The sequence below is a fragment of the Asticcacaulis sp. genome, assembly GCF_051956075.1.
GTDB lineage: Bacteria > Pseudomonadota > Alphaproteobacteria > Caulobacterales > Caulobacteraceae > Asticcacaulis.
This window is the reverse complement of the sequence record NZ_JBQCGA010000027.1, coordinates 22,178-42,442: the sequence shown is the minus strand read 5'-3', so window position 1 is coordinate 42,442 and position 20,265 is coordinate 22,178. Positions and strand designations below refer to the sequence as shown.

The 20,265-nt window shown below is 62.5% G+C and carries 22 protein-coding genes; 15 read left to right on the top strand and 7 right to left on the bottom strand.

Annotated features, from left to right (window positions below):
- The first annotated feature begins 5 nt into the window (after positions 1-5).
- Positions 6-392 carry a BlaI/MecI/CopY family transcriptional regulator gene (locus ACTHLA_RS07065; RefSeq protein WP_440186623.1) on the top strand — a complete coding sequence of 129 codons (387 nt, stop codon included), beginning with the start codon at positions 6-8 and terminating at the stop codon, positions 390-392.
- Positions 392-1,852, top strand: coding sequence for a M23/M56 family metallopeptidase (locus ACTHLA_RS07060; RefSeq protein WP_440186621.1), 1,461 nt, complete (start codon positions 392-394; stop codon positions 1,850-1,852). The genes ACTHLA_RS07065 and ACTHLA_RS07060 overlap by 1 nt, the downstream gene beginning before the upstream one ends.
- Here the strand turns inward: ACTHLA_RS07060 and ACTHLA_RS07055 are convergent.
- Both ACTHLA_RS07055 and ACTHLA_RS07050 read right to left on the bottom strand, forming a co-directional pair.
- Complete coding sequence (locus tag ACTHLA_RS07055) at positions 1,849-4,527, bottom strand: ATP-binding protein (protein WP_440186619.1); 2,679 nt, start codon at positions 4,525-4,527, stop codon at positions 1,849-1,851. The genes ACTHLA_RS07060 and ACTHLA_RS07055 overlap by 4 nt on opposite strands.
- A complete protein-coding gene (locus tag ACTHLA_RS07050; protein ID WP_440186617.1) occupies positions 4,517-5,134 on the bottom strand; it encodes a biliverdin-producing heme oxygenase in 618 nt (205 codons plus the stop codon). Before ACTHLA_RS07050 ends, ACTHLA_RS07055 begins: the two co-directional genes overlap by 11 nt.
- A 175-nt stretch (positions 5,135-5,309) precedes the next feature.
- Here ACTHLA_RS07050 and eno point away from each other — a divergent pair, with 175 nt between their 5' ends.
- From eno to era, 8 genes are all read left to right on the top strand, one after another.
- Positions 5,310-6,587, top strand: a complete 1,278-nt coding sequence (gene eno / locus ACTHLA_RS07045; protein ID WP_440186615.1) for a phosphopyruvate hydratase — start codon at positions 5,310-5,312, stop codon at positions 6,585-6,587.
- A 182-nt stretch (positions 6,588-6,769) separates the two neighbouring features.
- A complete protein-coding gene (gene pyrE / locus ACTHLA_RS07040; RefSeq protein ID WP_440186700.1) occupies positions 6,770-7,357 on the top strand; it encodes an orotate phosphoribosyltransferase in 588 nt (195 codons plus the stop codon).
- Between the two features lie 4 nt (positions 7,358-7,361).
- Positions 7,362-8,111 carry a pyridoxine 5'-phosphate synthase gene (locus ACTHLA_RS07035; RefSeq protein WP_440186613.1) on the top strand — a complete coding sequence of 250 codons (750 nt, stop codon included), beginning with the start codon at positions 7,362-7,364 and terminating at the stop codon, positions 8,109-8,111.
- Positions 8,108-8,497, top strand: a complete 390-nt coding sequence (acpS, locus tag ACTHLA_RS07030) for a holo-ACP synthase (RefSeq protein ID WP_440186611.1) — start codon at positions 8,108-8,110, stop codon at positions 8,495-8,497. The genes ACTHLA_RS07035 and acpS overlap by 4 nt, the downstream gene beginning before the upstream one ends.
- Positions 8,498-8,636: 139 nt before the next feature.
- Positions 8,637-9,521 carry a signal peptidase I gene (lepB, locus tag ACTHLA_RS07025; RefSeq protein WP_440186609.1) on the top strand — a complete coding sequence of 295 codons (885 nt, stop codon included), beginning with the start codon at positions 8,637-8,639 and terminating at the stop codon, positions 9,519-9,521.
- A 27-nt stretch (positions 9,522-9,548) separates the two neighbouring features.
- Complete coding sequence (locus ACTHLA_RS07020) at positions 9,549-9,761, top strand: hypothetical protein (RefSeq protein ID WP_440186607.1); 213 nt, start codon at positions 9,549-9,551, stop codon at positions 9,759-9,761.
- Positions 9,762-9,771: 10 nt separating this feature from the next.
- On the top strand, positions 9,772-10,482 hold the full coding sequence (rnc, locus tag ACTHLA_RS07015) for a ribonuclease III (RefSeq protein ID WP_440186605.1): 711 nt from the start codon (positions 9,772-9,774) through the stop codon (positions 10,480-10,482).
- The gene (gene era / locus ACTHLA_RS07010; protein ID WP_440186603.1) at positions 10,479-11,438 is read left to right on the top strand and encodes a GTPase Era; all 960 of its coding nucleotides are present in this window, start codon (positions 10,479-10,481) and stop codon (positions 11,436-11,438) included. Before rnc ends, era begins: the two co-directional genes overlap by 4 nt.
- A 60-nt stretch (positions 11,439-11,498) precedes the next feature.
- On the opposite strand, the gene ACTHLA_RS07005 is transcribed toward era, so the two are convergent.
- The 4 genes from ACTHLA_RS07005 to ACTHLA_RS06990 all read right to left on the bottom strand — a co-directional run bounded on the left by ACTHLA_RS07005 (position 11,499) and on the right by ACTHLA_RS06990 (position 14,214).
- Positions 11,499-11,756 (bottom strand): hypothetical protein, encoded by a 258-nt coding sequence (locus ACTHLA_RS07005; protein WP_440186601.1) that lies wholly within the window; start codon positions 11,754-11,756, stop codon positions 11,499-11,501.
- Positions 11,757-12,051: 295 nt separating this feature from the next.
- Complete coding sequence (locus ACTHLA_RS07000) at positions 12,052-12,465, bottom strand: hypothetical protein (RefSeq protein ID WP_440186599.1); 414 nt, start codon at positions 12,463-12,465, stop codon at positions 12,052-12,054.
- A 24-nt stretch (positions 12,466-12,489) separates the two neighbouring features.
- The gene (locus ACTHLA_RS06995; RefSeq protein ID WP_440186597.1) at positions 12,490-13,077 is read right to left on the bottom strand and encodes a hypothetical protein; all 588 of its coding nucleotides are present in this window, start codon (positions 13,075-13,077) and stop codon (positions 12,490-12,492) included.
- A 198-nt stretch (positions 13,078-13,275) separates the two neighbouring features.
- Complete coding sequence (locus tag ACTHLA_RS06990; RefSeq protein WP_440186595.1) at positions 13,276-14,214, bottom strand: RcnB family protein; 939 nt, start codon at positions 14,212-14,214, stop codon at positions 13,276-13,278.
- 415 nt (positions 14,215-14,629) lie between these two features.
- On the opposite strand from ACTHLA_RS06990, the gene ACTHLA_RS06985 reads away from it, so the two are divergent.
- Positions 14,630-14,914 (top strand): sel1 repeat family protein, encoded by a 285-nt coding sequence (locus tag ACTHLA_RS06985; protein WP_440186593.1) that lies wholly within the window; start codon positions 14,630-14,632, stop codon positions 14,912-14,914.
- A gap of 118 nt (positions 14,915-15,032) precedes the next feature.
- Here ACTHLA_RS06985 and ACTHLA_RS06980 read toward each other — a convergent pair whose 3' ends face one another.
- Positions 15,033-15,749 carry a polysaccharide biosynthesis/export family protein gene (locus tag ACTHLA_RS06980; protein WP_440186591.1) on the bottom strand — a complete coding sequence of 239 codons (717 nt, stop codon included), beginning with the start codon at positions 15,747-15,749 and terminating at the stop codon, positions 15,033-15,035.
- A 170-nt stretch (positions 15,750-15,919) separates the two neighbouring features.
- On the opposite strand from ACTHLA_RS06980, the gene ACTHLA_RS06975 reads away from it, so the two are divergent.
- From ACTHLA_RS06975 to recO, 4 genes are all read left to right on the top strand, one after another.
- Complete coding sequence (locus ACTHLA_RS06975; protein WP_440186589.1) at positions 15,920-17,455, top strand: GumC family protein; 1,536 nt, start codon at positions 15,920-15,922, stop codon at positions 17,453-17,455.
- 92 nt (positions 17,456-17,547) lie between these two features.
- Entirely contained in the window at positions 17,548-18,261 is a 714-nt protein-coding gene (locus tag ACTHLA_RS06970; RefSeq protein WP_440186587.1) for a transcriptional regulator, read from the top strand.
- Positions 18,258-19,535, top strand: a complete 1,278-nt coding sequence (locus tag ACTHLA_RS06965; protein ID WP_440186585.1) for an O-antigen ligase family protein — start codon at positions 18,258-18,260, stop codon at positions 19,533-19,535. Before ACTHLA_RS06970 ends, ACTHLA_RS06965 begins: the two co-directional genes overlap by 4 nt.
- Positions 19,535-20,248 (top strand): DNA repair protein RecO, encoded by a 714-nt coding sequence (gene recO, locus ACTHLA_RS06960; protein ID WP_440186698.1) that lies wholly within the window; start codon positions 19,535-19,537, stop codon positions 20,246-20,248. Before ACTHLA_RS06965 ends, recO begins: the two co-directional genes overlap by 1 nt.
- The last annotated feature ends 17 nt before the right edge of the window (positions 20,249-20,265 follow it).

Genomic DNA, 20,265 nt, shown 5'->3' with positions numbered 1-20,265 from the left:
GTAGCATGGTGAAGCCCAGCGACTATGAACTGAAACTTCTGCGTACTTTGTGGCGGCATGACCGCCTGAGCGCGCGCGAAATCCACGAGGCGACGCGAGACGAGACCGGCTGGTCGCTGTCGGCGACGCGCAAGACGCTGGACCGCATGGTGGATAAGGGTTTGGTCCGTTGTCAGCCCATCCATGGCGTCAACACCTTCGCCGCCGCGCAGGGCAAGCTGGAGACCTTGGCCGGTTTGATGACCGCCTTCGCCCGCGACGTGCTGGACCTGGACGCGCCGCTGCCCGCGGCGGCCTTTACTGGCAGCCGACTGGTCGAACCGGACGAAATCGCGGCGCTGGAAGCCTTGCTGGCGCGGATGGCGGCGGACGAGGAGGGCGGTGAAGCCTGATGGTGACGCGCGCTCTGGCGATCCTGATCCTGCCGCTTATCTGGAGCGCCCTGTTGTCAGGAGCGCGGACCTTGCTGGAGCGCGGCGCACCGAAGGCGCCGGACGATCGTTTTGAAAAGGCGTTTCTGGTCCTGTTGCTGGCCCCGGTCGCGCTCGGCGTTCTGCTCTGGCTGCTCGGTCCTTATCTGGTGATCAATGCGCCCCTGCCGGTCGCCGATATGGCCGAAGGCTGGACGCCGCCGGTTGCGGTCGTTCACGCCGCCCATCATCATCCGCGCGCGACGAAGACGCTGGGCCTGCTGCCGCAGGCGCTTCTGGTCGGTTATGCGCTGATCAGCTTCGCCATGCTGGCGCGCTGGCTTATCGGACTGGCGCGGTTGCAGGCTATGGTCGCACGCGCGCAACGGCGCGACGATCTGGGAGCGGGCGTGCGGGTGAGTTCGGCGGCGCCGACGCCGCTAAGCTGGGGGCGCAGCGTCATCCTGTTGCCAGAACGGCTGCTGGGCGGCTTGAGCGCAGCGCAGATGGCGATGGTGTTGCGGCATGAAGCCGAACATTTACGGCGCGGCGATCCGTTGTGGTTTGTGTTTTTATCGTTTGCCGAGGCTGTGGGCTGGTTCAACCCGTTCCTGCGTCAGCAAACCCAGCGCTGCCGTCTGGCGGCGGAACTGGCCTGCGACGCCGCCATTACGGCGAAGGCGCCGGCCTTGCGCAGGGCCTATGCGGAGACGCTGATCCTGGTCCTGAAAACCGCCGCCGGAGACATACGGCCATATGCTCCGGCGGCTTTCTCACCTCTGAAATCTGGAGATAACAGTATGAGACTCTCTGAGATTATGCGCCCCGCTGCGGGCGGACGCAAGCCCCGGCGCCGGGCGCTTTATGCCATGACGATGCTTCTGGCCCTGCCGTGCGGCGCGGCGCAATACGCCTGGTCGCAAAGCGCGGGCGCGGGCGGCGCCCTTGTCGATCTGCCGATGAGCGGACGTCTGAGCAGCCCCTATGGCGAGCGCCTCGATCCGACCACGAACGCTCAGGCCTTCCATAAGGGCATCGACATCGCCGCGCCGCAAGGGACCGAGGTCCACGCCGCAGGCGGCGGCAAGGTGGTCATGGCCGGACCGGAAGGCCGCTATGGGCTGACGGTCGAGATCGACCATGGCGGCGGCGCCAAGACGCGCTATGCGCATCTGAGCCGCATCGACGTGCATTGGGGCGATATCGTCAAGGCCGATCAGACGCTCGGCGCCTCTGGCGATGACGGCGCAGGGCCGCACCTGCATTTCGAGGTCTGGAAGAACGGCAAGTCGGAGAACCCCTTGCGCGCCTATCATGCGCAGTTCAGCGGCGACGCCAGCGAAACCACGGCGGACGGCGTCGTTTTCCGCGGCCATGCGCTCATGCAGGTCGGCGGGCGCGAACTGACCGCCGACGCGATGACGGTTCCGAAAGGGTCTTAAGTTTCCGGGTGGTGGCGGCTGACCGTCACGGAAAGCTGCTCGGCGGTAAAGGGCTTGGATATATAGTCGTCCATGCCCGCATCGAGGCATTTCTGCCGGTCGCCGACCAGGGCGTTGGCGGTGACGCCGATAATGGGCGCGGGCGGCAAAGAACCGGTCGCCTGCCGCTCGCGGATGCGGCGCGTGGCCTCATAGCCGTCCATTTCCGGCATCTGCACATCCATAAGGATCAGGTCGAAGCGCGCGCCGTCCAGTCGCTCCAGCGCTTCGCGGCCATTGTGCGCCACCGTCACCTCATAGCCAAGGTCTTCGAGGATGGCGGCGGCGACAATGACATTGCCCTCATAGTCTTCGGCCAGCAGGACGCGCCCGCGCCGGGCGGCGGGCAGGGCGGGCGTAACCGCCTGCAAGTCGGCTGACGTGGCCTTTTCAACGCGCCGGAACGGGATGCGCAGGGTAAAGCGGCTGCCGGCCCCCTCGCGGCTTTCTAACGCGATATCGCCGCCCATCAGCTCGGTCAGTCGTCGGGTGATGGCCAGACCCAGGCCGGTGCCGCCATAGCGGCGCGAAATCGAAGGATCGGCCTGTACGAATTTCTCGAACACACGCGTCACCTGCTGGGGGCTCATGCCGATGCCGCTATCGGCGACTTCGATGGCGATCTGCACGCGCCCGTCAGGCAGGTCTTCGGCGTGGGCCAGAATATTGACATGGCCGCTCTCGGTGAACTTGACCGCGTTGGAGACGAGATTGCTGAGGATCTGCTGCACGCGCATGGCGTCGCCATAGACGTCGAACGTCTCGCGCGGTCCGCAGGCGGCGGTCAGACTCAGATTCTTCTCCGCCGCGCGCAGGCTCATCATCGAACGCACTTCGCCGACAATGTCCGCCACGTTGATCGGCTGGTTCTCCAGCATCAGTTCATGGCTTTCGATCTTGGCGATGTCGAGCAGGTCGTTGATCAGATTGAGCAGCGAATCGGACGACAGGCGCAGAACCCCGAGCAATTTTTTCTGGCGTTCGTCGAGCGCCGTGCTGCGGTCCAGCAGCGAGACGATGCCGATAATGGCGTTCATCGGCGTGCGCATTTCATGGCTCATATTGGCCAGGAACTCGCTCTTGGCGTGGTTGGCGTGTTCGGCGCTTAAGCGTTCGCCCTCCAGCACGACCTGAACGATGTTCTGCGCTGTGTCCACATCCTCGCGCTTCCATGGCTTGCAGCGATGCTTGACCGTCTCCTTCCACAGATCGAACGAGGCGCGCGGCATCAGGCGATAGCCCGCCTTGGTCTGGGTGACGGGCTTTTCCGGCGACCCGGCCCAGTTGACCTGCTGCTGCACGCTGTCGCGGAACCAGATCATATAGTCTTCGCGCACCAGACTGATCGGCGCGGCCAGAAAGCCGCCGCGCAGGCCGGACAGCACGGGATCGTCTGCGCAGGCGATGGCCGCTTCCTGAGTGTGATAGACGCCGGACGCCTTCTGGTGGACCCATTGGGTCAGGCGGCGGATGACGTCCTCGCCGGGCGTCTCGCCGATGCGCAGGATGCGTTTGCGCGACACCACAGCCATGCCGTCGGCGCCCATCGCGCCCAGAGCCAGAGCCTGACGCCCCTTGAGCAGGTCTTCGAGGTTGAAATCGGTCTTTAGCCCCGCCGAGAGACGCTCGATGATCAGGTTGCGCTTTTCCTGCTCATCGCGGTCGAGCATGGATTCCAGCGAGGAAAGCTGCGCCGAAAAGACGTGGCCCATGATCTCGGCGATCATGCGGATGCGATAGGGGACGTGGTAGCCGTCATTATGGTGGCAGGCGATCAGCCCCCACAGCTTGCCGTCCTGAATCACCGAAATCGACATCGAGGCCGACACGCCCATATTCTGCAGGTATTGCACATGCACGGGCGAGACCGAACGCAGCACGCTCAGGCTCATATCGAGCGGCAGGCCGGTTTCTGGATGCAGCGGCGGCACGATCGGCACCGGCGCATAGTTCACGTCCGCAATCTGGCGGATGTAATTGGTCATGTAGAGCTTGCGCGCCTGTTCGGGGATGTCCGAGGCGGGGAAGTGCATGCCTTTGTAAGACGTCATGAATTCGGCGCGCGCCTCGCCGACGACTTCGCCATTCCAGTTTTCGTCGAAGCGGTAAAGCTTGACGCGGTCAAAGCCGGTGATGGCGCGCACCTTGTCGGTGACGAAATCGAACAGGTCGGGCAGTGTGTCCGCCTTGCGCAGACCGACGGCGAAGTCGCGCAGTTCGTCGTAGAAATAGTCGCGGCGCATCGAGCGCGTATCGTCGATGATTTCCAGCTCGACGACCAGATTGGGACCGACGCGGTGCGCAACGGCGTCGAACCAGCGTTCGTCAATCTGCACCATCGTTGACTGTATCGGCTGCAGGCTGCGCTCGACGGCGATGCGCCGGATGGCGTCGGCCTGTTCGCGCCCGATGACATCGCCGAGACGGCGGCTGAGGACGGCCTCGACGCTGAGTTGCGGCAGCCATTGCTTGATGTTGTTGGAGACCTGAATGATGCGGTCGGCCTCGCCCTCCAGCACGAACAGCATGCCGTAGGGCTGAATCGAGCCGGGGATATGGATCGGCTCGCTGGCGCAACTGCGCAGGGCTTCTTCCAGTTCGGCCTCGGACGGCTCGTGGCGTGGATCAAACTCCATGGGCGGCCATGGGTTCAGCGACAGCGAGGAGGGGCGTAGCGCGGGTCTGGCGGGCGGCGAGGACGGCGTCGCAGGCGGCGCGGATATGATCAAATGCGTCGGCGGCGGCGCTCAGAAGCTCGGCTTCGTTCAATTCCGACGCATAGGCGTCCAGCGCCGTCATGAACCGGCGCCACTGCACGCCCGTCGCGACGCCGTAACCGGCGAAAAAGTGTTGATCGACATGCGGCTCAAGACTGAGATGATCACGTAAGTGACGGCTGATGACGTGGCCGCCCAGGGTCGAGCCCTGCTTGACATAGAGATAGCCCATCAGGCGAGACGGCGTGTGAAATCGCGGCGCCTTCAGCAGCGGGCGCAGCGGCGTCAGACCATGCCGCTTTAAATCACGCGCGAGCCAGTCGCGCACCGGCGCATTCGGCGCATCTGGAAAGACTTTATGCAGGTTGGGCTCTGGCGCGGCGTAGGCGGCGTTGAAAGCCAGCAGAATGTCGTAAAAATCCTCCAGTGTCAGGCTGTCGTCGGACAGGCCTTTGAGCAATGGATGGACGTGCAGGGCTTCGTGCTGGCGGCGGGTGTGGGCGCGCAGGGACTCAAGGACGGACATGCAACAGGCGGTGTTTCGGGTTCATGGTTACCCATGTCTCTCGCTGAAATTTTATAAAGATAAAATGCGGCTTATCGCCTGCGCCGTTACGCAAGCTTGTCAGACGCGCCCCATACTGCTAAGGCGGCGCTGCAAAATTCCGTTCCTGAATACCGGTCATCACAAGGACGCCAACATGCCTGAAATCATCGACATCGCCGCTCGTGAAATTCTCGACTCGCGCGGCAATCCCACGGTTGAGGTCGATGTGACCCTGGACGACGGCTCGTTCGGCCGCGCGGCGGTGCCGTCGGGCGCCTCGACGGGCGCGCACGAAGCGGTGGAGAAGCGCGATAACGACCCCAAGCGCTATGGCGGCAAGGGCGTCAAGGGCGCGGTCGATGCGGTCAATGGCGAGATTTTCGACGCCATTTCGGGCTTTGAGGCGCTGGATCAGCGCCGTCTCGATCAGGCGATGATCAATCTGGACGGCACGCCGAACAAGAGCCGTCTGGGCGCCAACGCCATTCTAGGCGTATCGCTGGCCACGGCGCGCGCCGCCGCTCTGTCGTCGGGCCTGCCGCTTTACAAGTATGTCGGCGGCCTGTCCGCGCGCGTCCTGCCCGTGCCCCTGATGAACATCATCAATGGCGGCGCGCATGCCGACAACCCCATCGACATTCAGGAATTCATGATCGTTCCGGCGGGTGCGGAATCCTTCTCCGAAGCGCTGCGCATGGGCGCGGAAATCTTCCACAGCCTCAAGAAGGGCCTGAAGGCCGCCGGTCACAACACCAATGTCGGCGACGAAGGCGGCTTCGCTCCGAACCTGGCTTCGGCGGAAGAAGCGCTGTCCTTCATCATGAAGGCGGGCGAAGCGGCGGGCTATAAGGCCGGTTCCGACTTCTGGCTGGCCATGGACGTGGCCTCGACCGAGTTCTTCAAGGACGGCAAGTACAATCTGGCGGGCGAGGGCAAGGTGCTGGATGGCGGCCAGATGGTCGATTATCTGGTCGGTCTGGCCGACAAATTCCCGATCTGCTCGATCGAAGACGGCATGGCCGAGGACGATTATGAGGGCTGGCGCCTGCTGACCGACCGTCTGGGCGATCGCATCCAACTGGTCGGCGACGATCTGTTTGTGACCAATCCCGACCGTCTGGAGACCGGCATTGTCGAGGGCATGGCCAATTCGCTGCTGGTGAAGGTCAACCAGATCGGCACCCTGTCGGAGACGATGGACGCGGTCGATATGGCGCATCGCGCGGGCTATACGTCGGTGATGTCGCACCGTTCTGGCGAGACCGAGGATTCGACCATTGCCGATCTGGCGGTGGCGATGAACTGCGGTCAGATCAAGACCGGCTCGCTGGCGCGTTCGGACCGGATCGCCAAGTACAACCAACTGCTGCGTATTGAAGCGCTGCTGGATGATGAGGCGGTGTATGCAGGCGTCGGCGTTATCCGTTGCTAAAGTAAAGGGGTTTGGGGGCGATTGCCCCCAAGTCTTTACCCTTTCAGTAAAAAAAGCCTCGCCCTCTGGGTGAGGATTTTTTTTATTGAAGATAAGCACTGAGGGCATTGACCCCAGACCCCTTTACATCGCAGCGGGTAACGCGATAAACCGCCCCATCGCAAAGGAGCCGCGCCATGACCATGACCTCAGACGACGTGATCAACGAATTCCGCGCCGCCAATGCGTTACGCGAAGGCCATTTCGTCCTGTCCTCCGGTCTGCATTCGCCGATGTTCCTGCAAAAGAACCTCGTTTTTATGAATGGCGAACGCTGCGCCCGGCTGTGCAAGGCGCTGGCGTGGAAGATTCTGCATGAGGCGGGCGAGGTCGATGTCGCCATCTCGCCTGCGGTCGGCGGCATCATCCCCGGTTACGAAACCGCCAAACATTTGGGCGTCGATTCCATGTATGTTGAACGGGAAGGCGGCGAATTCAAACTGCGCCGCGGCTTCCATATCGAACCGGGCGCAAAAGTCGTCATGGTCGAGGACATCGTCACCACGGGCTTGTCGTCGCGCGAGTGCATCGCCGCGATACAAAAGGCAGGCGGAAACGTCGTTGCAGCCGCCTGCATCGTCGATCGTTCCGGCGGTAAGGCAGATGTGGGCGTGCCGCTGATCGCCCTGGCCTCGCTGGAAGTTCCCGCCTATCCCGCCGACAACCTGCCGCCGGAACTGGCCGCCATTCCGGTCGAAGATCCCGGCAGCCGCCGCCTCGCCAAGGCTTAGCGCCATGAACCGCATTCGCCTCGGCCTCAATGTTGATCACGTCGCCACTGTGCGCAATGCGCGCGGTGGTCATGCGCCCGATCCTGAACGCGCGGCGCGGCTGGCCCTGCAGGCGGGCGTGGACGGGATCACCGCCCATTTGCGCGAAGACCGCCGCCACATCCTCGACCGCGACGTCACGGCGCTGAAAGAGGTGTGCGACGCCTTTGGCAAGCCGCTCAATTTCGAGATGGCCGTGACCGACGAGATGGTGGCCATCGCGCTCGATCTGAAGCCGCACGCCGCCTGTCTGGTGCCGGAGCGCCGTCAGGAGCGCACGACCGAAGGCGGGCTGGACGTCGCCGGGCAGATCGAAAGCGTCGGCGCCGCTGTCGCCAGATTCAACGAGGCAGGCATCCGCGCCTCCCTGTTTATCGCCGCCGACCCTGAGCAGGTCGCCGCCGCCGCGAAAATCAAGGCGCCGGTGGTCGAGTTCCATACCGGCGCGCTGTGCGATGCGTGGCGCGATCAGGCGGACTTCACGTTTGAAAATGAATTCAACCGTCTGAAAGCGGCGGTTGCTTTGGCGGATGAACTGGGCATCGAGGTTCACGCCGGTCACGGTATCGACTATGACACCGTGCCATTCATCGCGAAGCTGCCGCAGGTGCGCGAACTGAATATCGGCCATTTCCTGATCGGCGAGGCGATTTTCGTCGGACTGGAAGCGGCGATCGGGCGTATGCGCGACCTGATGGACGCGGCGCGCACATGATCCTGGGCGTCGGCGTCGATCTGGTGGACGGGCGCCGCATCGCCGAGTCGATCGGCAAGTTCGGCGCAAAATTCCTCGACCGCATCTTCACCGCGGATGAGCAGGCGCATGCGCAGAAAGCCGCCAAACCGAATCTGAGTTACGCCAAGCGCTTCGCCGCCAAGGAGGCGGTGGCCAAGGCGCTGGGGACGGGGGTGCGCGGCTTTCTGTTCATCGACATCGAGGTGTTTTCCGATGCGCTGGGCAAGCCGCATGTCGTGCTGCACGCCGGGGCGGCGGAGGTGCTGCGCAGCAAGCTGCCGCCTGGAAAGACCGCGCATATTCACCTGTCGCTGAGTGACGAAGACCCTTACGCCACCGCCTTCGCCACCATCGAAATCCTCTGATCGGGTGACGGATATTTAATCCGGGGCAGGGCGCGCCGTCGGGGAATTGTCTTGCCCTCGCCATATTCTGTGGTTAGGTGAAACGGACTTTGCGGGCATTAACCGTGCGCGCAGGCGAGATTTACGGGGCGAAACGCTTATGACCACACCTGACGACATGACGCCGGACTCAGAACCACAAGCCGTGGGGGCCGCCGCTTCGGCGCGCAGCGAGACCGTCGAAACCGCCAAGATCGTTAGCGACAAGCCTGAACCCGAAACCGACAATCGCAGCGCCAAACAGATCGCCATCGACGAGGCCAAGGAGATTTTCGGCGTCATCGCCGTGGCCCTCGTGCTGGTTCTGGTGCTGCGCACGCTTCTGTTCCAACCCTTCACCATTCCCTCGGCTTCGATGGAGCCGAACCTCTATCAGGGCGACTACATCATCATTTCGAAATGGAATTACGGCATTTCGAAATATTCCTTCCCGCTGCCGTTCCCTGTGGTCAAGGGGCGCTGGTTCGATCATCAGGCCGAGCGCGGCGATGTCGTGGTGTTCAAACTGCCGCGCGACCCCAAGATTGACTATATCAAGCGCATCATTGGCGTGCCGGGCGACACGATCCAGATGAAGCAGGACAAGCTCTATATCAACGGCAAGCTGGTCCCCAGCGACGAGTTGGGGCCGATTAGCGCCGAGGACGCGCCGGGCGGGCAGGCGACCGAATACCGCGAATCCCTGCCGAATGGTCGCACCCACACGATCCAGGACTTTTTCAGCAACGGTCCCGCCGACGACACCGGCGAATATGTTGTGCCTGCGGGTCATTATTTCGTCATGGGCGACAATCGCGACAATTCGCTCGACAGCCGCTTCTCGCCGGACGATCCCTACGAACCGGGCGTCGGCCTGGTGCCGGAAGAAAATCTCGAAGGGCGCGCTGTTCTGGTGCTGATGTCGTGGAAGGAAGGCTCTTCGCTGTGGAAGCCGTGGACCTGGCTGAACTTCCACTGGAACCGGTTTGTCAAGCCGATCCATTGAGGTTGGGGAACCACGGAAAGTACGGACATGGAGTCTGGCGCGGCGATGACGCGCAAACTTCGGCTTTCCGGTTTTCGGCTTATTGTGGCGACAGGTGAAGACGCGGCTTTCGGCCGCGTCTTTTTTGCGTTTAAACCGCGCTATTCGCCAGCTTTACCGGAACCGTCCGTGCTTTCCGTGTTTTCCGTGGTTTTTTTCCTGAGAACATTAGCCTTTGCTCTGAAAGGGCGGGTGATGTAAACGCTGGCGGATGACCGCCCGCGCGCACAATCAACGTCATCAGGCCATTGCGGCCTTACAGGACAAGCTCGGCTACCGCTTCAAAGACGCGGACCTGCTGGAGCTGGCCCTGACTCACGCCAGTGTGGCCGAGGGCGCGCGCAAGATGGCCGACAATGAACGGCTGGAGTTCCTCGGCGACCGTGTGCTGGGCCTGATGATCGCCGAGGCGCTGATGGAGGCGTTTCCCGACGCCAGCGAGGGCGAGTTGTCGCGCCGCTTTCACGCTTTGGTCAGCCGCGAGACCTGCGCCGATGTGGCGCGCGCCATCGGCGTCGGCCCGGCGCTGCGGCTGGCGGCGGGAGAGACAAAAAGCGGCGGGCGCACCAATCCGACCATTCTCGGCGACGCCTGCGAGGCGATTATGGCGGCGCTCTATTGCGACGGCGGCTATGCCGAGGTCGAGCGCGTGTTTAAACCCTTGTGGGCGAAAGCGCTGAAAGACAGCGGCAATGTTTCGCGCTCCAATCCCAAATCCTATCTTCAGGAATGGGCGGCGGCGCATGGCAAGGGCGCGCCCGTCTATACGCTGATCGAACGGCGCGGGCCGGATCATGCGCCCCACTTCACAATGCAGGCGGTCGTCGAGGGACTGGCGCCTCAGACCGCAACAGGACGCTCGCGTCAGGAGGCCGAAAAGGCCGCCGCGCTGGGCCTGATTGAGAGAGAAAACCTATCGTGACCGAAACGACATCCACCGCGCAGCGCTGCGGCTTCGTAGCCATTATCGGCGCGCCGCACGCCGGGAAATCCACATTGGTGAACCGGCTGGTCGGAACCAAGGTGTCGATCGTGACGCAGAAGGTGCAGACGACGCGCTTTCCGGTGCGCGGCATCGCCATTGCGGGCGATGTGCAGATGGTGCTGGTCGATACGCCGGGCATCTTCAAACCCCGCCGCAGGCTGGACCGCGCCATGGTGCGCTCGGCGTGGAGCGGCGCCGAGGACGCCGACGCCATCGTGCTGCTGGTCGATGCGGCGGCGCAGGTAGCGGTGACCTCCGGCGGCGATAAACCGACGCCCGCCGACCGCAAGGCGGTCGAAGACGTTGAGAGCATTATCGAGGGGCTGCAACAGAGCGGCGCCAGGGCGATCCTGGCGCTCAACAAGATCGACCTGTTGAAGCGCGAGAACCTGCTGGCGGTCGCGGACGGCCTGTTCAAGACCGGCGTGTTCAGCGACGTGCTGATGATTTCAGCGGACAAGGGGCAGGGCGTGGCGGACCTGTCGGACATGCTCGCCGCGCGCATGCCCGAAGGCCCATGGCTCTACCCGGAAGATCAGGCCGCCGACGCGCCGGTGCGCATCCTGGCCGCCGAAATCACGCGCGAAAAGCTGTTTCTGCGTGTGCATGAAGAACTGCCCTATGCGGCGGCGGTCGTGACGACGGCCTTCAAGGACATGCCCGACGGCTCGGCGCGCATCGAGCAGAGCATTTTCGTCGAACGCGATGGCCAGCGCGCCATCGTGCTGGGCAAGGGCGGCCAGACTCTGAAATGGATCGGCCAGAAGGCGCGCGAGGAATTGGCCGTCTTGCTGGACCGGCCTGTGCATCTGTTCCTGCATGTACAGGTCGATGAGCGCTGGAGCGACGACCGCGCGCTCTACAGCCAGTTCGGACTGGATTACGATAGCTAAAAAGGATAAGCCCCCGGCCTTGCGACGCGGGGGCTTTTCGTTGATGTAAGCGGGGGCGTCTTACATCGACGAAGACGAATCCGCCGAGGCGGAATCTGAAGCGGACGAGGACGAGTCCGAAGACGAAGCGTCCGCCGACCAGGACGAGGACGAGGTGGAATCGCTCGCAGCGGCGTCGCTGGTGGTCGAGGACGAGTCGCTGGCGGCGGACTGGGCCGTCGTTTGCGGCGTGGTGTCTTGCGCAGCCGAAATCATCGGAGCGACGGCCAGGCCAGTGATCAAAGCAGCGGCGGCGGCGATAGGCAGAATGGACTTCATGGCTCTATGTCTTTCGATGGAGGTTTTAGTGCTTATTGTAACCTTGCTCATTTCTTGAAATTACTGAGCTAGCAGGTGAGGCTGGTGCATTGTTTTAAATACAACGGCTTCGATAGGCAGTTTTGTTGTCGATTCAGGCTAAAATTTGTTCTATTTGCGTATATTTGGCGATAAATTTTGCCTTAATGCCTCGAATTATGCTATATTTATGGAAAATTTATATTTTAAGTAGGCTTTCTGATACTGTATTTGCAAGGGTCGGCGCAAGGACGCCGACCCTTAATTGTTTCGATGGCTACATCGTCGAACTGGAGTTGGACGAGGCGGGCGTCGTCGTCGAATTGGAAGAGCTTGAGTCCGACGCTGAGCTGCTGTTATCCGTTGTCGGCGGCCGATCAGGCGTCATACCGCTGTCTGCGCCCGGTGCGGGCGGAGAGGTGGACATGTCGGGTGTGCTCGGCGCGGTCGTCGGCCCGCCGGCGTCGTTGCCGCCGGAGAGAGGCGTCCCTTGCAATTGTTGCTGATTGAGCGCGTCGCTGCTGGACGAATTCATCGGATCGTTGGCGGTGTCGCCCGCCTTGACCGCACGATTGTGTTCACGCTGCAATTGCGCCTGACTGGCGTCCTGGCCCATGTCGGTTGTTTGGGCGAGGGCGGCGCCGCCGCTGAAGATCAGAGCGGCGCCGGTCAGAAGAATGAGGGTCTTCATGACGATATTCCTTATTTGGATTCCTTATTTGGTTGAAGCTCCGGCGTTAGCGTCGGCGCTGGCTGAACCGCTCACCGTGGCGTTGGTGGACTTGGCGGCGTCCACGGCGCCATTGACGGCGTCGCTGGCTTGACCTGCGGCGGTTGAGGCGTCGCTTTTGACATCGCCGACCGCGTCGCCAGCCGCTCCGGTGACCGCGCCCGCATTAACGCTGGCGTCGCCAGAAGCATGACCGGTGGCGTTGACGCCGTTCTTGAGGTCGCCGCTGACTCCGCCGGAAGCCGAGCCGTCGGCGCTGGCTGCGCCCTTGGTCTCGGAGGTCAGGCCACCCGCCTGTTGACCGATCTGGCTGGCGTCCTGAGTGGCGTCCTGCGCGGCGTCGCCCACCATGCCGCTGGCCTTATCGAGCGCGTTCGTGTTGGCCTGGCCTTGCAGAGCGCCGTTAGCGCCCGCCGTGGCGTTGCCGAGACCGGAGGTGACCGAACCGGTCAGACCGCCGCCAGCCTGTCCGCCCAGAAGCTGGGCATGCGCCAGAGCGGGCGCGAAGGCGAGGGCGGCGATGGCCGAAGCGGTGGCGAGAAGGGTGGAGGATTTCGTTGTCAAGCTTTTCACTGGGAAGCCTCATGATCTGTTTTTGAACGGTCACGGCTTTATCGTGACGAGGCTTGAGCCTGAGCAATCGGGCGGGCGGAAATGTGTCGTGAAAATAAGCTTCGGATAAGCTTGTTGCGGCCAAAAAATCAGGGCGGCGCCGGGGGCGTAAAAAAGCCCCGGTGGAGAACCGGGGCTTTTTCAGTTTATGAGAGGCGCTTAATAAACGTCGTAATAGACGTCGATAACGCGTCCGGTGTCGAGATCGACCAGCACGGCGTCTTCGCCGATCAGGAACCATGCGCAGCCATAGGGCGGCATGGGCAGGCCGTAATAGTCCCAGTCATACAGGCGATAGCTGTAGAAGAAGTCCGGCATGTATTCGCCGGAATACCAGCGATGGCCGTACCATTGCGACGGCACATTGTAATAGCCGACGCCGGGGAAGAAGTAGAATCCATAACGCACGCCGCTATAGCCATGGAAGCGCCGGTCGGTGCGCCAGTCATAGTGCGGCGCACGCCCGCCATTCCAGTTGTGGCCGCGGTCACGGTCGCGATCGCCGCCGTTCCAATTGTGATCGCCGCCTGGACGCCCGCCGCCATTCCAATTGTGGTCGCCGTTCGGACGGCCTGCGCCGTTCCAGTTATGGTCGCCGCCGTTCCCGCCATGGTCTCTACCATGGCCACGGTCATCGTTGTTCCCCCCAGGGCGTCCGCGATCGCCGCCATTCTGGCTCCAGTCGCCGCCCCAGTTATGGGCGTTCTGAGCGCGATTGGTCTGCGTCTGGCTCGGTTGAGTTTGAGACGGACGGATCTGGCCGCCATTCCAACCGCCGTCGCCGCGATCTGGACGCTGACCTCCGTTCCAGCCGCCGGAACCACGATCCGGACGCTGACCGCCGCGATCTTGAGGGCGACCGCCGTCGTTCCCGCCGCCACGGCCCCGGCTGTTATCGACGCGCGCTGGCGCGACGGCGCGTGGTTGCGGCGCCGGGGCGTCGGTCGTAACGGTCTGGCGGCTTTCGGATCGCTCGCCGCGACCCTGACCGTGGCCATAGCCGCGACTTTGCGCAAAGGACGGCGATGCGGCCAGACCGAGGGCGAGGCCCAGGGCCAGACCGGAGATCGTCGCGCGTTTAGCGAAAGTGCTGTTCATAATCTCCTCATCGTTTCTCCGGGTCGAATAAGCGGACCCGGCGCACGGGGCGATAAAACTATCGTCTTGCGCCGTTTATGACAGGGGCAAGCTGAACTGAAGCTGAACGAAGACGATAGCATTGGCAAGTCAGATCCGTTTATATTGCTGCGCAACATTTCCGCGTTAATGCTTATATCCTTATATAAGATCGCAAAAATCAGGATATTTATAATTTATAATCAAATAATACATGAAAATTAGCAACAAATAAATGAATATAGATCAAATAGTAAATGCAAATATTAATGTTATGCAAATATTTACACAAAAAATTTAGCCTAAATATCGTTGTTAACTTTAACTTCATGGCGTAATGCTGAAATCTGTTCATCAGCCCTCAAAGGAGACGCGCATAAGGCGCGGCGTCAGAACGATGACCTTGATGAACGAAATTGAAACCCTGCCTCTGCCGACCCCGGATATGGGCGGCGACGACCTGTTCCGCCTCGGCATGATGTATTCCACCGGGCAGGGCGGCGCGCCCGTCGATCTGATCTCGGCGCACATGATGTTCAATCTGGCCGCCATGCGCGGTTCGATGGAAGCGACGGTTTATCGCCGCGAACTGTCGCGTGAGATGGACCGCGAAGCCATCGCCGAAGCGCAAAAGGCTGCGCGTCAGTGGCTCGATCAGGGCCGCATCGGCTACGCCGCCTGAGGCTCAATGTTTTGGCGGCCACTCGCCACGCAGGCTTTTCGCGCAAATGTGCGCGGCCCGCGGTCGCGCTTGCCAGCATATTCCATGCCGAAGCTTGAGTCCGGTTTCCGGGCTATACTTAGTTGAACGTCCGGTAGGTGAAGTAGTTCAGCACCGGACTTGGGATCAGATTGTTGATCCACTGTTCGACGAAGACGCCCGCCTCGGCGATATTGGTGCGCGGCACATAGATGATGTCGAAGCGCCGCAGCGCCTCCAGTCGGTCCGATTGACCCGATAGGGGTTTCTGTAAATCTATGATGCGGCGCATGGCGTGGCCGTCACGTGACCGTCGGATCAGCACCACCTGATGCGTCTTGGCGCCGTGCGTGAAGCCGCCCGCCGCCATCACCGCCTGCAAGGCGTCCATATCGCCGGTCATATCGACCCAGCCGGCGTTTTTCACCTCGCCCCCGACCAGAACGCGCATCGGCGCGGTTTCGCCCGGATAGACGGTGACCTCTGGATCGCGCAGCACGTTGGCATAGGCCTTTTCGATATCGTCCTGCAATTCCGGCACGCTTTTGAACGCCGCCATCATCTGGCCGATCAGGCCAAGCGTAATACGGCCGTCCGGCCCAACCTGAGTCTGACGACTCAGTTCCGGCGCGCCGGAGACGTTAATCTCCAGCTTGTCGCCCGGATAAAAAAGATAAAGCGGCTCCTCATCGGTCCATTTGGCGAAGGCGATCTCATTGGCCTTGACCGGCTTGTCCGCCTTCGCCGGAACTCCCCTGAGCGCAAGCGCGCCGACAGCGCCGAGCGACAGGGTGAGAAGGCTTCTGCGAGACAGCATGGCGGCGCGATTCCATAGCGGTGAGAACACCCTTAACAAACCCTAAAATGGTAAACATTCATTAACGCTCGCCGGACTAATTTCAAACTCTGCGGGGCGATTCTTAAATGCAACCACGGCGGGATTTTCCGCTGGTTTCGGGACGTTGGAATCGCAGTAAACACGCGCGCATGGCGATGGGATTTGGCGGGATGCAGGTGGACAGCGGCTGGGACGATGAGACGATAAGGCCGCGCCCGCGCGGGCAGGCGGCGTCGAAGCGCAATCCGGCTCTGCAACTGGGACTGGGCGATATTATGCGCATGTTATTGCGCGAGACCTGGCTGATCCTGATCGTCTTCTGCGTCATTTTCGGCGTCGGCGCGTTGGTCGCGTTGAAAATGCCCTCGGACTACACGGCGGGCGCCAGCCTTTTGATGCAATTGTCGCAGAACTACGTCTATGACCCGGCCACAGGCGACGCGGCGCGCGGCGCCATCGCCACCATCGACCAGGTTGTGCAGTCGGAAGTTGAAATTCTCAACTCGACTGAACTGAAAAAGCGCGTCATCGCCAAGCTGGGCTACAAGACCATTCTGCCGGACGACCCGCAATACTGGAATCCGCACAGCGACGCCCAGCGCCAGGAGGCCGAACAGGCGGCGTTGAAAGTGTTGCAGAGCGGTTTTGAAACCTCGACCGCGCCGCAGAACAATGTGGTGCGCCTGACCTTCAAGCACTCCGATCCGATGGCGGCGGCGCTGATCCTCAACACCATCATCGACGAGTATCAGATCTATCGCCGCACGGTTTACGCCGACACCACCGGGCCCTTGCTGGAAAAGCAGAAAGAGGACTTCGACGCGCAACTGGCCGTGGCCGACCGCGCCTTGCAAAATTTTCTGGCTGAGCATGGCGTCGGCGATTTTCAGGCCGCCAAGACGACCTATGCCAGCGTCTATGACACGGTGACCAAGTCGCTGTACGACGCGCAGTCGCAACTGGCGACCGACCGCGCCAAGCTGGCTGAGATCGAAGCGAACCTGAAACAGTTGTCGCCGGAAATGTCCACCGAGCGCGACCTCGACCTGTCCGTGCCGAACAAGATTTTCGCGCTCAAGCAGCAGCGTCAGGAGTTGCTGTCGCGCTACCTGCCGACGGCGCAGCCGGTCAAGGATCTCGACGCGCAGATTGCGGCCTATCAGGCGATGATGGACTCCGGCCATGGCGTTGGCGAACAGGCGCACAAGCTGGGCGTCAATCCGATCTATCAGGACGCCATGACGCAGAAATTGAACCTTGAGGCCGACATCGCCTCGCAGCAGGGCCGCATCGCCTTGCTACAGGATCAGGCCGCGCAGGCGACTCAGAAGATGCAGGCCCTGCTTGGCATCGAGGCGCAGTACAACAATCTCAGCGCCGACCGCGACGCTCTGCAAAACAACATCAAGACCTTCACGCAGCGCATTCAGGAAAACGACGCGCAGCAGGCCCTGTCCAAGGAAGGGCTGGACGACACGGTGCGCGTTGTCGAAAAGGCGTCCATGCCGGACAAGCCGAAAAGCCTGAAGCGCGTCATTCTGATCCTGGCCTTCCTGTTCGCGGGCTTTACCGCCCTGTGCGCGGGTTTGCTCAGGGTCTATACGCGCAAGGGCTTCGTCAGCGCCGAGGCGGCGTCGCGGGCGCTGGACCTGCCGGTGCTGGCGCAGGCCGGGATGAAGGCCTGACTTGAACCAAGCGCGCGGCTTTGCGACAGTGGCGGCGCGATTCGACAGACACTTTGAGTCGCCTGGAAATTTGGAATCGTTCTGACGCGCCGATGGTTGATCTTACTCACGAAATGGCAGGGCTGATGACGGCGCTGGGACGGCCTGCGCAGACGCGCGGGCGTGTCTTTCTGTTCGTGGCGGCGTTTGACGAAGAGGGAACTTCGACCGTGGCGCGCGAATATGCGCGTTGCGAGGCGGCCTATGCGAAAAGGCCGGTCTGGCTGGTGGACGCCGATCTGGCCCGCCAAAGCCAGTTGCGCGCCGTCAGTGACGATCCGGCGCGTTTCGGTTCGCCGGGCGCGCTGAGCAAGGCGTCGCCTGACGGGTCGAGCTTCTTCACGGTTTCCCCGCCAGCGCGCGATCGGGACGGCGCCGTTCTGCCGGATGCGCGCCTCATGATCGCCCAGCCCTTTCTGGAGCGCCGCCTGTGGGTCACGCGCTTCCTGCGCGAGAAGCTGCCGCCGGGCGGCAAGGCGCGGCTGAGCGAGCAGGCCGATTACTGGCAAGGCCTGCGCGACCATGCTCAGACCATCGTGATCGACACCCCGGCCTTTGCGCGCGACAGCGCCTGTCTGCAACTGGCGCCGCTTGCCGATGGCGTCATTCTGGTGGTCAGCGAAGACGACGGCGACGTTCAGGCGCGTCTCGATCTGCGCCGCGCCATCGAACGCGCGGGTGGGCGGCTGATCGGCATGGTCTATAACCGCGCCAGCCGGGTTTCCCGCTTGAAGACGGGCGCGGCGGGACGCGCCGCCGCGCTGTGAGCCGCTTTAACAGCGGTCTCGCCTCATTCTGGCGCGATGTGCGCGCGGACTGGCGCGACGGCTGGCTGTCGCTGCTGTGCGGCGTCGGCGTGCTGCTGGCCTTTTCGCAGGCGTGGGAAGCGCCCCTGTTCGGCTATAACGGCACGCCGGAAAGCGCCTCCGGGCTGGCGCGCGCCTTCTATTACCCGTTTTATCTTGGCGGACTCTATCTGGCCATGGTGAGCTGGCGGCAGATGGCCAGCGCCCTATGGCGCACGCCGCTGCTGCTGGGTCTGCTGGGCCTGTGCGCGGCGTCCTATCTGTGGTCGATTGATCCGTCCGGCACTCTGCGTCGTCTGATGGCGCTCGGCATGACCGTGCTGGCCGCCTATGCGCTGGCGGCGCGGTTTTCCTGGGCGCGGCTGACCGAGGTTCTGGGCGCGGCCTTTATCGTCATGATGGCGGCCTCCTATGTGCTGGCGATAGCTTTTCCGCATCTGGGACGGATGCAGGATCTGTTCGTCGGCGCATGGCGCGGGCCGTGGATCGAGAAGAACAATTTCGGCGCCATGATGGCGATCGGCTTTACAGCGGCGGGGGCGGCGGCGCTTAACAATCCGCATCGCCGCATCTTCTGGTGGACCATGGCGGCGGGGATGGCGGCTCTGGTGCTTCTGTCCACGTCGAAGACCGCGCTGGTGTCGCTGGCGGTCGGCATGGCCGGGCTGGGCGTGATCATGCTGGCGCGGCGCGGGCCGGTTCTGGCCGTCCTGCTGACCTGGGCCAGCCTGAGCGGGCTTTTGCTGATTGGCGGCGTGCTGCTGCTGGAGCCGTCCTTTGCGTTTAAACTTTTAGGCAAGGACGCCACCCTAACCGGACGCACCTTTATCTGGGAGGGGATTGCGCATGTCATGGAAGGACATCAGCGTCTCGGCTATGGATATGGCGTGGTGTGGACCGACGAAGCGCCCTATGCGCCGCTGGCGCGCATCACGCAGATTGCGGGATTTCGCGCCTATCACGCCCATTCGTGCTGGTACGAGACCTGGCTGGGCCTGGGCATAGTCGGACTAAGCGTCTGGGCGTGCGTGTTCGCGGAAGCCTGGCTCAAGGCGCTCTATCGCACCGCGCGCGCTGAGGGCGGATATTTCGCTCTGCCGTTTCTGGGCATTTACAGCCTGTCCAGCCTGACGGAAAGCATGACCCTGGGCTGGAACGATGTGCGCTGGTGCCTGTTCGTGCTGGTGCTGGTCAAGCTGTCCCTGCCGGGCGACAAGGATGCGCTTAAGTCATGATCGAGTTTGACGACGAGGCGATTGTGCTGGGAGCGCGGCTGCACGGCGAGACCGGCGCGGTTGCTCATCTGCTGAGCGAAAGCCACGGCGTCTGGGCCGCGCACGTCGCTGGCGGCGCTTCGCGGCGGCTCAAGGCCGCTTTACAACCGGGCGCGCGCGTGCAGATGCAGTATCAGGCGCGTAACGCCGACCATCTCGGTTCGGCGCGGTTGGAGGCCACCGCGGCGACGCCCGATCTTTTGGACGATCCGCTGGCCCTGATCGGCTTGCAGGCGGCGTGCGTGATGACACGGCAGGTCTTGCCGGAGCGTGAAGCGCATCCGGGCGTCTATCACGCTCTGTCGGCCCTGCTGGGCTTGATGGAGATGCCTGAGGTCTGGCCCGCCATCTATGTGCGCTATGAGGCGGGTCTGCTGGAGGCGGTCGGCTTCGGGCTGGACCTGAGCGCCTGCGCGGTTACAGGCGGTCATGACGATCTCATCTTCGTCAGCCCGAAATCGGGCAGGGCGGTCAGCCGCGCGGCGGGGGCGCCTTACCGTGACAAGCTGCTGCCTCTGCCAGGTTTCATGCTGTCCAGTCAGGGCGGGTTAGGTGAGGGCGACATCGTCAACGGCCTGAAACTGACAGGTTTTTTCCTTGAGCGGCATGTCTTCCATCCGCACAATCAGCCGTTGCCGGAAATACGTTTGCGCCTGGCGGATGCTTTAAGCTGACGGTGGGTCAGGGTTTG